Raw genomic sequence first — 12,978 nt, forward strand, 5'->3', positions numbered from 1 at the left:
GCGGCCCCCCCCCCCCCCCCGCGGGATTCGCGCGGCGTACGCGAGCCTCACGGCGGTAGGTAGGTCTACCCCCCTCCCTACCCCTCCCCCCCAAGGGGGGAGGGGACAAGAGTTGCCGACGGTGGCGGTCTCCGTCGTCACCCCCGACGGCACGGCCGCCCTCCGCGAACAACTCGCCGCGGTCGTGAAGTCCCTCTCGCGGTCCGCCCTCGCGCCGAGCCAGAGCCGCTGCCGGCATCACGTCGAGGCCGCGCTCGACGCCCTCCGGCGGGCGCACGGGCACGTCCTTCAGGACGACCCCCAGGAACTGCTCGCTTTGGAACTCCGCACGGCCCTCGACCAACTGGGGGAGATGGTCGGCGCGGTGTACACGAACGACTTGCTCGACCGCATCTTCAGCCGCTTCTGCATCGGGAAGTAGCCGGCCCTTTGCCCGCCACGACCTCCGAAAGTATCGAACCATCGGGGGTTCTCGGGGACAACGCGATCAACGAGCGCTACGTCCTGTCCTCCGCCCGGAAGCCGGCCGCGCGTGTTCGGCCTGGATTCTGTCACATCCCCCGCCCGGCCCGACAAGTCTACTTCGGGTGACGTGCTCGACGACCTGATCCGGCGGGCCGTCGTCGGGAGGGTCCGCTGTTGGACGGAAATGCTTTCGGACCCGGTAAATCAGTTGCTGCGGGTCTTGACAGGCGAGACGACCTCGGTTCAACTTGTCCGAGATTGGAACGTGCATCCGAAAACGATCAACCGACGGGTCGCCGACTTCCGCGCCCGCGCCGCCCACGCCTTGAGGGAGCTGGCCCCGTGACAATCGACCTCGTCTTCCCCGCCCGCGGCGACGCCGTGGCCGTCGATCACGCCTACCCGCTGTACGCCGCCCTGTCCGGCCTCGTGCCGCAGTTCCACGACCCGGCAACTGCCCTGCGGTTCGCCCCGCTCACCGGCGACCCGGCCGGCGACGGCCGCCTGCGGCTGACCGACCGCTCCTGCCTGCGGGTCCGCGTCCCGGACGACGCCGTGCGGGTCGTGCTGCCGCTGGCCGGCCAGCGGCTGGACGTGGGCGGCCGGCCGGTCCGGCTGGGCGTGCCGTCGGTCCGCACGCTGACCCCGGCCGCGAGCCTGGTGGCCCGGCTGGTGACGTTCAAGGGCGCGGACGGGCCGGACCCGTTCCTGGCGACGGCCCGCGCGAAGCTGGCGGCGCTCGGCGTGTCCGGCGAGCCGGGCCTGCCGGTCCACCTGGACGGCGACCGGGCCGGCGAGCCGGTGCGGCGGGTGGTTCGGATCAAGGGGGCAACGATCTGGGGCTACGCGCTGGTGGTGTCGGAGTTGTCGGCCGCGGACTCGCTGACGTTGCAGGCCCACGGCCTCGGCGGCCGCACGCAGCTGGGCTGCGGGTTCTTCGTCCCGGCACGGGGGGTGGGGTGATGGACTCGAACAAACTTTGGGCGAAGAAGCCATTCTTTGGGTCCGCCCCGTCGGTCGTCGAGCACTGTTCGGACGTGCGCGATGCAGCCGAGATGGTGTGGAAGCTTACGGCGTCGGATTTGGCAGCCGCACTCGGCCCGTCATGTTCGATAGGCGACATGGCATCGCACTTATTGGCCGCAACAACGCTTCACGACTTCGGCAAAGTGAATTCCGCGTTCCAACAAATGCTTCAAACGCATGGGACGCGACAACCCGTCCGCCACGAGATCGTGGCCGCTTGGCTGCTGACGGACGATGCCGTCCTCGGGCGATGGTTCCAAACCCTCGGCCCCGTCGAGGCCGTCTGGCCGATCATCTGGGCCATCGCCGGACACCATCTGAAGATGAGTGATCCGAAGCACGCCGGCAAGCCCGGTCAGCCGCCGCCATTGTTCGTCTTGGGGGATACGCCCGACGAGGTAACGATCCCTTTGGCCGCGGTGGAATCTCTATTCCGAGATGCGATGACTGCGCTCGGTCCGAACCAAGCGTTGCCGCCCCTCGGGGAACTTCGCTTCCGCACCCTCGACAACTTAGAGCAGCGAATCGACGACTACGTGGATGCTTCGATCCGTGCGTGGACAAAACTCGGCAAGGCAAGGGAGGTGAAACTCCGTACTGCCGTGTTGAAGGCGTTTCTCATCGCGGCGGACGTAGCTGCCTCGGCCCTGGAGCGAACTGGTCGCCGGCCGGTCGATTGGATACCCGAGGCCCTCGGCACCCGGATCGAAGCACGGACACTTGATTCCGTAATCGCAAAAGGCACAAAAGGGCAAGAGCCGCTCGAATTCCAGAAGCAAGTCGGCACGGCAGCGTCGGCCGCCGTTGTCATCGCCGGCTGTGGCAACGGGAAGACAACGGCCGCGTACCTGTGGGCGCGGCGGCACGCCGTCGGTCGGAAGCTTTGGTTCACGTATCCGACAACGGGCACGGCGTCCGTCGGATTCGAAGATTACGTCTTTCGACAACCGGAACTCCAGGTCGTGCTGATTCACGGTCGTTCAAAAGTGGACCTCGTGGCAATGCAGGGAACGAAGGAAGACGACCGCGACGAGGAAGCCTTACGGTTGGAATCGCTCGAATCTTGGAAGTCGCAGGCCATCGTCTGCACGGTAGACACCGTCCTCGGCTTACTCCAGAACCAACGGCGGCCGCTGTTCTCGTTCCCTGCGCTCGCGGCCGGGGCGTTCGTGTTCGATGAAATCCACAGCTACGACGCCCGGATGTTTGGCTGCCTGTTGCGATTTCTGAAGACGTTTCCCGGCCTACCCGTGTTGCTCATGAGCGCGTCCATTCCCCCGGCTCGGCTGGTCGCGATTAAGGCCACGCTCGGCGACCGTGCAGGCGACGAGATTCGTGGCGACCCCGCGCTGGAGGGCTACAAGCGTTACCATCTCGAACCAGGGGCGTCGGCCGAAGCGTGCCAAGAGTCGGTGAAGGCCAAACTCACGGAGAAGAAAAAAGTCCTTTGGGTGTGCAACACCGTCGGGGATGCAATCCGGATCGCGCAGGAAGCCCGAACGTGGGCCGGTGTCGAACCGATCGTTTACCATAGCCGGTTCCGGTACCGCGACAGGGTGAACCGCCAACAAGAATTGATCCGGGCGTTCAAGTCCCCAGGAGCCGTCCTCGCGGTCACGACACAGGTGTGCGAGATGTCGCTCGACATCAGCGCGGACCTGCTCGTCACGGCCGAGTGCCCGCTCCCGTCGTTGGTGCAACGCCTCGGCCGCCTGAACCGCTATGCGACGGCCGACGACCCGGGGCTTTGCCTCGTCTATCCGTTCACCGGCGACCCGTACAACGAAGACCCGAAGCACGCGGCGACCCGCGGCAATTTTCGTGTCGAGATGCAAGCGACCCGTACGACGGTGGCCGAGCTTGGTGGACGCCCGTGTAGTCAGAAAGACCTCGCCGAGCGGTTAGACGCGATGTTCGTCGATGAGGAATTTGAAGAAGGCTCCGCGTGGCTCGACGGGGGCTGGGTGACCGTGCCGGCTCACGTTCGGGATGCGGGCGCGAGTGTCACGGTCGTTCGCGAGGAAGACTTGGCCGCGGTCGAGGCGGAACTCGGACCGGGACACGCGAAGCCGGCGCGATGGAGTTTCCAGTCGTTGGTGCCGTGGAGCATTCCGATGAACTCGCCGGGGCGCTTGCGGACGAATCGGCCACCGGCCGGCGGCTACCCGGTCGCGGCGGCAGGAACCATTGCCTATTGCGAAAAGGAGGGGGCCACATGGCAGACGAATGCAAACTAACGTGGAACCTGTCTGACGACGGTATGGACATGTTGGAACGGGCCGGGCTGGCGGGGTTGTACATGGCCCTGCAAGCGGCGGACGACAAGGATCGCGATCTTTCCCCGCTGTCGTGGGAGTTGAAACCCGACTCCGTGACGGCGCGTTGGGTCGGCCCGGCTCGGCCGGCGTTCGAGAAGCTGATCGAATGGGCATGGCAGGTTACGAAGAAAGACGGCGTGCTGTACCTACCAGGGGTGCACGACACTCACGAGCGCGACAATTTTTACCTCCGTGTGCCGACGCACACCGGAATCATGCGGACTTTCCTACAGCACACTAACGTACAGCCGAAAGGTGAGCCGGTCCAAAAGATTGTTCAGTTGGAGGACAACCGGGAAATCAGCGTGTCGTATCAACCGCCGATCATTCGCCCGCCCAAAGTAAAGGAAGGGGCAGCCCCCACGCCGGTAGCCGAGCCGAAGAAACTCCTCAAGCCCGCGAAAGACGTTGGCGAACTGTTTGACCGCAAGGGGGCGTTCCGAACGGAGGTGGTCGAACTCTCGAATTGGGTTTATCCCGGAATTGCCGGCCGGTACGGGGGCGAAGGGGCCTGGAAGGGGATGCCCGAGCGAGCCGTTCTCCTCATGTTGGCCCCCACGGTCTGCTTGTTCCAGCGCCTGCAGGGAGAGGGCGGCAATTGGGTGTTCGTCGTCCCGGACGTACGCGACCTGGAAGACTTCGCCCCGACACGACGGCGGATGGCTCTCAACGCCGACTTCGTGGATGTTGCGAGCATGGGGGACGCAGGGTTGCAGTTCTTCGCCGAGTACTCGTCCAAGAAGCCGCGGCGGTCCCTCGCAGGTTGCCGCGTCGTGGCGATGGGCAAGGTCGGGTACTACGCCAGCCAGAGCATCCGCAAGGCGGTCCTCGACGTAACCGCGGACCAGCACCAGGTAGATCGCTATCGCCTCCTTCACCAACAGTTCCCGAACGTCTACGTGCCCCCCCGCACCGAGGAGACGAATACCGAGTCGGACGTCAAGCGGAAGAAACCAGCAAAGGCAAAGAAACCGGCCGACGAGCCGCCGCAGGCGGCGGGGTTCATTAAACTCCCGGCCGCCCGCGGCCGGATCGCCGACAACCTCGTCAATCGTCGGCCGTGGTACGAGAGCTTGCACGTGCCCCAATCTTGGGACTTGGCCGAGATGGAGCGACAGCGGAAGAAGTCCCCCGGCAAATCAATCGAACGGCTGTGGTTTGAGGCCCTCTGCTACCAAAGGAGCAAGCTAATGAAGCTCATCCGGGAAGAAGCTATGTGGGATACGGAGGCCGAAAAGGTCTTCGTCGAAGCGTTCTGGGAAGTAATGGATTCCCTTTACGCGCAAGAGGCAGCGGCGACAGAGCGAGGTGGAAGCCGAACCATCATGGATCGGTTCGAGGACCTAAACGACGACATCCGCCGCAAGCTCACGCAAGCGAAGACGCGGACCCTTCTCCGTGCGGCACTGTCCGACTTGTTCGCTAAAGCCGGGCGGCAGAAGACGATTCGGACCCATCCGGCAGCGATTTGGCGACTCATCGATCACCCGGACCATTGGCGGAAGGGCCGCGACCTGGCACTCCTCGCCCTGTCGAGTCACCGCAAGAAGGAAGACCGTGAATCCCCCACCAACAAGAACGGAGCCTAACCCATGACAATGCACTTGTTCGGAACGATCATCACCGCCCAGGCGGTCGCCCACAACAACCGCGGCGAGTCCGAGGGGACGGTGTCCACACTTCAAAAAGTGATCCGAAACGGCGACCTCTACTCGACCGTAAGTAGCGAGGCCATCCGTTATGCCCTCCGGGAGAGCTGGTTGGCCGACCCGAAGCTCAAGCTCAACCGCAAGGTGTCGCACGACGGCAACGAGTGGGAGGACAAGGAGTTCAAGAAGCCCGAGGACTACATCGACAACGACGTGCTCGGGTACATGCACGCGAAGAAAGAAACGGTCAGCCGCCGCGGCATCCTGGAGATCAGTCGGGCGGTTAGCACGACGCCGTGGCCGGGCACTGTGTCCGCGCACTTCGCGTCGGCCGGGTCCAACCCTGCGGTCGCCGCGGACAACCCGATCCCCTACCAGTGCGAGGTTCACGACACCCGCTATCAGTACACGTTCGCGCTAACGCCGGACGCGTTGCTGAAGGACAAGAAGGCCCGGACCGAGAAGACCCTGCTCTCAATCCAGAACCTTCGCCGCCCGGCCGGGAACCACGCCCGATTCCTGTACGACTTCGCGCCCGAGGCCGTCGTTCTCCGGTGGACCACGGATCCGGCCCCGCGGATGATGTTCTGCTTCGAGCAGGCCGAGAGCGGCACGCTCACGTTGGCTAGGTTGGCCGCCCGCGTGAAGGGCGGGGACATCGACCCGAAAGAACTCGCCGTCGGCACGGCCGAGGGCGTCGCCGGGTTGGAAGAATTGAAGGCCCTCGGCGTGCCCACCCACGCCGGCGTGAAGGCCGCGTTCGCCGACATCCTGGCCCGAATCAGTGCCGACAAGTCTATCAAGTGACGGAGGAGTACATGATGACTTCGCCACCGATCCGGGTAGAAGTGCCGGTTTGCGCCTTCCGCCCGTATGCCTCCCGCGAGTACCAGGACACGTTCCCGGTTCCGACCCCGTCGAGTGTGTACGGCATGTTGCTCTCACTGCTCGGCGTACCCCGCGAGGAAAAGGCCCGGCATCGTGGGGCTGAGATGGCGCTCGCCGTCGCTCGACTGCCCGGCCGGTCGAAGGTCTTCCGGAAGCTCCGCCGCGGCAGCGACCTGGAGAACACCCGACCGGACTATCAGGACTTGCTCATGGACTTAACGCTGTGGGTGTGGCTGCGTCCGGGGGCCGACGCCGCCGAGCCGCCGCTGTCCCAGCGCGTGCCGACAGCCCTCTTGCCTCCTCACGCCGTCACCCGATCCGGCGGGTTGTCACTCGGCGAAAGTAGCTACCTCGTGGATACTGTCGTGACCGACCCCAATCCACCGGACCGCCTCGTGTTCCTTACGCCCAACGAGCATGGCTTCTTTTCCATTCCCATTTGGGTCGATCACCTCGAAAGGGCCAACACCGTTCTCCGCCGGTTTGTGATTTCTGACCCCATTCCTGTCAAAGACGGCTTGGAAGCCGCCTGGTTCCGCGTCGGAGGATAACCCCCCATGCTCCCGCTCCCCGTCCTCGACTCGCACCGGCCGCCGGTGCGGGTCATGGCCCTGCACGCCCTCGCGTACTGCGAACGCCTCTTCTACCTCGAAGAGGTCGAACAAATCCGCGTCGCCGACCACCGCGTCTTCGCCGGCCGGCAACTGCACGCCGCCCTCGACGCCGACGACGAGGGGGAGGCCACCGCCCTCGACCTCGCGTCCGACGCCCTCGGCCTCGTCGGCAAGGTCGATTGCCTCCGCCGCCGGGACGGGTCGTACCTCCCCTACGAGCACAAGCGCGGCCGCCCCGCCCGCGACGCGGCCGACCAGCCGGCCGCGTGGCCGTCCGACCGGTTGCAACTCGTCGCCTACGCCGTGCTGCTCGAAGAGGCGTTCGGCCAGCCGATCCCGGAAGGGCGCATCCGCTACCACGCGGCGAACGTCACCGTGCGGGTCCCCATCGACGACGACGCCCGCGCCGACCTGCGGGCCGCCATCGGCCGGGCGCACGAACTTCGCGAGTCGCTCGACCGGCCGCCGGTCACGGAGAACCCCCGGCTGTGCGAGAAGTGCTCGCTCGCCCCGGTCTGCCTTCCCGAAGAAGTCCGGCACGACCGCGAGCCGGAGCGGGACGTGGTCCGGCTGTTCCCGCCGGACCGGGACGGCACGACGCTGCACGTCGTCGCCCAAGGCACGGCCGTCGGCGTGAGCGCCGACTCGCTGGTGGTGAAGCCCCGCGAGGGGCCGGACGTGAAGCACCCGGCCCGCGGCGTCGAGGCGGTCCTGTTGCACGGGTTCACGCAGATCAGCACGCAGGCGATCCGCAAGTGCGCCGAGCACGGCATCGGCGTCCACTGGCTGAGCGTCACCGGCTACCACACGGCCAGCCTCGTGCCGACGGCCGGGCAGGTCCAACGACGGATCCGCCAGTACCGGGCGCTGACGGACGAAGACACGTGCCTGCGGCTGGCGCGGGCGCTGGCGGCCGCGAAGGTCGAGGGCCAGTACCGCTACCTGATGCGGGCCAGCCGCGGCGACGAGGAGGCGCGGGCGGCGATCCAGACCGCGCTGAATTCGATGCAGCCGATCCTCGCGCAAGTCCCGGACGCGGGGAGCCGGGACACGCTCCGCGGGCTGGAGGGGTCGGCGGCCGTGCATTACTTTTCCGCGCTGCGGCGGCTGCTCGGCCCGCAGGTCCCGGAGGCGCTGCACTCCGCCACCCGGTCCCGGCGGCCGCCGCAGGACCGGTTCAACGCCGCCCTCAGCTTCGGGTACGGGCTGTTGCACACGGCCGTCATGCGGGCGGTGCTGGCGTCCGGGCTGGAGCCGGCCCTCGGGTTCTTCCACACGCCCCGGTCGGCCGCGTACCCGCTGGCGTTGGACCTCATGGAGCTGTTCCGCGTCACCCTGTGGGACATGCCGCTGGTCGGGTCGCTCAACCGCGGGCAGTGGGACCCGGACGGGGACTTCACGGTCACCCGCACGAAGGTCTGGCTGTCCGACGCCGGCCGGAAGAAGGCGATCGGCCTGTTCGAGGACCGGCTTCAAGAATCGTGGAAGCACCCGGTGTTGAACTACTCCTTGAGCTACGCCCGCACGATCGAGCTGGAGGCCCGGCTGTTGGAGAAGGAGTGGACGGGCGAGCCGGGCCTGTTCGCGTGCAGCCGGCTCCGCTAACGGACGGGGTGTGGAATGACCGATGCCAAGTGGTGGCTGGTGTGTTACGATGTCCACGACGCGGCCCGGCTGCGGAAGTGTGCGAAGCACATGGAGGGGTACGGGGTGCGGGTGCAGTACTCGGTGTTCCGGTGTTGGATGACGCGGCGGGAGGTCGAGCGACTGCGGTGGGAGTTAACGGAGTTATTGAAGACGGACGACGACGTGATGTTGATCCCGCTGTGCGGCGGCTGCGTGTCGGGAATCGTGGGCATACACGGCATGGACCGTCCCCCGGACTGGACGGCGGAGCCGCGGCGGCACACGATCGTGTGAGTCACGCACCGCCGGCCGTCGCCGGGTACGCGGCGGCGAACCGGGTCGAACCATTGCCGTAGCAAGCGGTAACGATCTTTGACAACGCGACTCGGTGCATGACGAGGTCGATTTTCCGCGATTTGAAGCTGTCCTAACCCAGCTTATGCGGTCTTGGTCGTGACATTCGGGACCGGATCGAGGGTTGCTTGAAAGGAGGTGAGGCAAACGGCTGCTACTTCAGTAGTTAAGAGATCGCGTGACGAAATCAGTGACGCCTTCGGGCGTTGAGCACACGGGACCGGGGTGTGCGGCCACGACGGACCCGGCCCACCGTGACGAAATCAGTGACGCCTTCGGGCGTTGAGCACGACTTCTGGACGGAGGTGGCGGGCGGGGCGCGGTCCAGTGACGAAATCAGTGACGCCTTCGGGCGTTGAGCACGGGTACGCCCCCGGCAAGGACTGGACCCCGTTCCCTGTGACGAAATCAGTGACGCCTTCGGGCGTTGAGCACCCGGGCAAACAGGTTCCGCAGCCGGCCGCCGTCACTGTGACGAAATCAGTGACGCCTTCGGGCGTTGAGCACTCCGTGTACCCGAACGACGATAGCGCGCCGTTCACCGTGACGAAATCAGTGACGCCTTCGGGCGTTGAGCACCCTAGGAGATTGAAGTGCAACAGAAAGCGTTTGTCGTGACGAAATCAGTGACGCCTTCGGGCGTTGAGCACCTTGAGCAACTAGCTAATGCTTTGGAGCGGACGCGTGACGAAATCAGTGACGCCTTCGGGCGTTGAGCACTTGCTGTTCGTCAGCTCGACCGGGCCGGTGTTCTGCAGTGACGAAATCAGTGACGCCTTCGGGCGTTGAGCACGTCCCCGACGACGAACTCGAACGGGTGGCACGGTGTGACGAAATCAGTGACGCCTTCGGGCGTTGAGCACACGCCCTTGCTGTTGGTTTCGACTTGGGTTCTGGCCCGTGACGAAATCAGTGACGCCTTCGGGCGTTGAGCACCTGTTCCTCGACGGGGACAAGGCGACGAACAACACGGTGACGAAATCAGTGACGCCTTCGGGCGTTGAGCACTTCGCCGCCACCTCCGCCTTCGCGAGGACGGCCTGGTGACGAAATCAGTGACGCCTTCGGGCGTTGAGCACGACAGCCCCTCGGCCGCCGCGTCCCCGTAGTCGCTGTGACGAAATCAGTGACGCCTTCGGGCGTTGAGCACCCGACCAGAGCAAGGAACACGACGCGAACGATGTCGTGACGAAATCAGTGACGCCTTCGGGCGTTGAGCACCCTCACTTCTTCGCGGGAGTCTTGCCGTTTTGGCTCGTGACGAAATCAGTGACGCCTTCGGGCGTTGAGCACCGAGTTTCTGTAACTTGTGACAGCACAATGGGTAGGTGACGAAATCAGTGACGCCTTCGGGCGTTGAGCACAAGTCAGTGTTATGCGATTCGCACAACACTCCCCCGTGACGAAATCAGTGACGCCTTCGGGCGTTGAGCACCCCAACGTCACCGCGGCCGACGCCGAGAACCGGGCAGTGACGAAATCAGTGACGCCTTCGGGCGTTGAGCACTGACGCCGCGTCAGCCTGTGCAACTCAATGCTGATGTGACGAAATCAGTGACGCCTTCGGGCGTTGAGCACTTCGCCGGCGGGTCCACGATCAGTTACGAGGTCATCGTGACGAAATCAGTGACGCCTTCGGGCGTTGAGCACTACGTGCCGCGGGCCGAGGTCGAACCCTACGCCAAGTGACGAAATCAGTGACGCCTTCGGGCGTTGAGCACAGGGTTTGCTTGAGGACGAACGCCGTCATCGCGTCGTGTGACGAAATCAGTGACGCCTTCGGGCGTTGAGCACATTTGGAACATCGGCAGCCGGCGCGACGGGGCCGGGTGACGAAATCAGTGACGCCTTCGGGCGTTGAGCACACCGGCCCGCCGCCCTCGGCCCGCCGCTCGACCTTGGTGACGAAATCAGTGACGCCTTCGGGCGTTGAGCACAGGGCTAACCGGTGTTCAATCACATCCACTTCAACGGTGACGAAATCAGTGACGCCTTCGGGCGTTGAGCACTCCGGCAGCTTGAACGGCTGCGGGGCGTCCGGCACGGGGTGACGAAATCAGTGACGCCTTCGGGCGTTGAGCACGAGGAGGGCGACGACCTGATAACCGACGTGCGGGACGTGACGAAATCAGTGACGCCTTCGGGCGTTGAGCACCGCTTCGGGTAGTTCGTCCACGGCCCTTTCTTCCCGTGACGAAATCAGTGACGCCTTCGGGCGTTGAGCACTTGCTGAGTTGGTGCGTCACAGTTCGCCCTCAGAACGTGACGAAATCAGTGACGCCTTCGGGCGTTGAGCACAATTCCGCCCCCTCCTCCAAGATCGCAACCTTGTGGTGACGAAATCAGTGACGCCTTCGGGCGTTGAGCACCCTCGTGGCGCAGTGTCGGCACGGGCGACGAACACGGTGACGAAATCAGTGACGCCTTCGGGCGTTGAGCACGCTAACGAGGCGTACAAGATTCACGTCGGCGACATCGTGACGAAATCAGTGACGCCTTCGGGCGTTGAGCACGGTGTAAGACGCGGCTTGTCCTGTGCGGCCGGTCGTCGTGACGAAATCAGTGACGCCTTCGGGCGTTGAGCACACTCGCGGCTGTACCGCACCAACTCGGCCGCCGCGGTGACGAAATCAGTGACGCCTTCGGGCGTTGAGCACGGGTTCGAGTCCCGCCCGTCCGCCTATCTCGCGACCCGTGACGAAATCAGTGACGCCTTCGGGCGTTGAGCACAATTCCGCCCCCTCCTCCAAGATCGCAACCTTGTGGTGACGAAATCAGTGACGCCTTCGGGCGTTGAGCACAAAATTCGGGACGTGAATAGCGTGCGGTTCCGCCGGGTGACGAAATCAGTGACGCCTTCGGGCGTTGAGCACGCCCCGTTTTATAATAGCCGAATTGTCTGCCCCCAAGTGACGAAATCAGTGACGCCTTCGGGCGTTGAGCACTACCCGGCGGTCCTGCACGACTTCGGGCTACCGGTCGCGTGACGAAATCAGTGACGCCTTCGGGCGTTGAGCACGGTCTCGACCATTCCGGCAACTCCCGCGACTTAATGTGACGAAATCAGTGACGCCTTCGGGCGTTGAGCACCGCTCGTCGCGCGTCGTAATCGGTTCGCCCCGGACCCGTGACGAAATCAGTGACGCCTTCGGGCGTTGAGCACCTCCACCGGCTTCGGCCCGGCCGGGTGTCTACAGACGTGACGAAATCAGTGACGCCTTCGGGCGTTGAGCACTTGGCCCGGGCCGCGCGGGGCCGGGCCAACAAAAAGGTGACGAAATCAGTGACGCCTTCGGGCGTTGAGCACTCCTTCATGCTCTTCCGCTCGACGGCGGGGTACCAGGTGACGAAATCAGTGACGCCTTCGGGCGTTGAGCACATCTTCACGGCCATGTGTTCGGGCCGGCTGCACCCGTGACGAAATCAGTGACGCCTTCGGGCGTTGAGCACCAGGCCTACGAGGAACTCCGCACCGCCCGCGCGACGGTGACGAAATCAGTGACGCCTTCGGGCGTTGAGCACTTGTCGGCTTCGCCCTGCGACGGAATCAAAAACGGGTGACGAAATCAGTGACGCCTTCGGGCGTTGAGCACTCATGTCCGGCGGGCTGAACTCGGAGGAAACGACGGGTGACGAAATCAGTGACGCCTTCGGGCGTTGAGCACTCCTGCGCGGCACGGAAGGGCTTTCGCCGAACGAGATGTGACGAAATCAGTGACGCCTTCGGGCGTTGAGCACGACGCGCAGGTGGACCGCCGGGTGGACGAGCTCGTGTGACGAAATCAGTGACGCCTTCGGGCGTTGAGCACAAGCGACACCCGCGGGGGAACGCTTACGCCACCTGGGTGACGAAATCAGTGACGCCTTCGGGCGTTGAGCACGTCAAGGGAGTCGTACACAGCCTCCTACAGGGGTCGTGTGACGAAATCAGTGACGCCTTCGGGCGTTCAGCACTTCAGTGCCTGTGCGTCGTGGTCCAACCACAGGCCAGTGACGAAATCAGTGACGCCTTCGGGCGTTGAGCACTCACTCTGGCCC

Annotated in this window: 8 protein-coding genes and 1 CRISPR repeat array (1 of these 9 only partly in view); all 8 genes read left to right on the forward strand. The window is 64.7% G+C overall.

Annotated elements, in window-relative coordinates; genetic code table 11:
* Positions 1-112 precede the first annotated feature (112 nt).
* Positions 113-421, forward strand: coding sequence for a hypothetical protein (locus AC5JJ2_RS13610; RefSeq protein ID WP_495858543.1), 309 nt, complete (start codon positions 113-115; stop codon positions 419-421).
* A 386-nt stretch (positions 422-807) separates the two neighbouring features.
* Positions 808-1,428 (forward strand): type I-MYXAN CRISPR-associated protein Cas6/Cmx6, encoded by a 621-nt coding sequence (gene cas6, locus AC5JJ2_RS13615; RefSeq protein WP_495858544.1) that lies wholly within the window; start codon positions 808-810, stop codon positions 1,426-1,428.
* Entirely contained in the window at positions 1,428-3,728 is a 2,301-nt protein-coding gene (cas3, locus tag AC5JJ2_RS13620; protein ID WP_495858545.1) for a CRISPR-associated helicase Cas3', read from the forward strand. The genes cas6 and cas3 overlap by 1 nt, the downstream gene beginning before the upstream one ends.
* Positions 3,707-5,398 (forward strand): type I-MYXAN CRISPR-associated Cas8a1/Cmx1, encoded by a 1,692-nt coding sequence (cas8a1, locus tag AC5JJ2_RS13625; RefSeq protein WP_495858546.1) that lies wholly within the window; start codon positions 3,707-3,709, stop codon positions 5,396-5,398. Before cas3 ends, cas8a1 begins: the two co-directional genes overlap by 22 nt.
* Before the next feature lie 3 nt (positions 5,399-5,401).
* Positions 5,402-6,265, forward strand: a complete 864-nt coding sequence (gene cas7i, locus AC5JJ2_RS13630) for a type I-B CRISPR-associated protein Cas7/Cst2/DevR (protein ID WP_495858547.1) — start codon at positions 5,402-5,404, stop codon at positions 6,263-6,265.
* 14 nt (positions 6,266-6,279) lie between these two features.
* Positions 6,280-6,897: a type I-MYXAN CRISPR-associated protein Cas5/Cmx5/DevS gene (gene cas5, locus AC5JJ2_RS13635; RefSeq protein WP_495858575.1), complete on the forward strand. Its 618-nt coding sequence runs from the start codon at positions 6,280-6,282 to the stop codon at positions 6,895-6,897.
* A 6-nt stretch (positions 6,898-6,903) separates the two neighbouring features.
* Positions 6,904-8,565: a type I-MYXAN CRISPR-associated endonuclease Cas1 gene (gene cas1 / locus AC5JJ2_RS13640; protein ID WP_495858548.1), complete on the forward strand. Its 1,662-nt coding sequence runs from the start codon at positions 6,904-6,906 to the stop codon at positions 8,563-8,565.
* Positions 8,566-8,580: 15 nt separating this feature from the next.
* Positions 8,581-8,880 carry a CRISPR-associated endonuclease Cas2 gene (cas2, locus tag AC5JJ2_RS13645; protein WP_495858549.1) on the forward strand — a complete coding sequence of 100 codons (300 nt, stop codon included), beginning with the start codon at positions 8,581-8,583 and terminating at the stop codon, positions 8,878-8,880.
* 238 nt (positions 8,881-9,118) lie between these two features.
* Positions 9,119-12,978: a CRISPR direct-repeat array (repeat unit 36 nt; unit sequence GTGACGAAATCAGTGACGCCTTCGGGCGTTGAGCAC) (it continues 1,205 nt past the right edge of the window).

It is taken from the genome of Limnoglobus sp. (assembly GCF_059499385.1).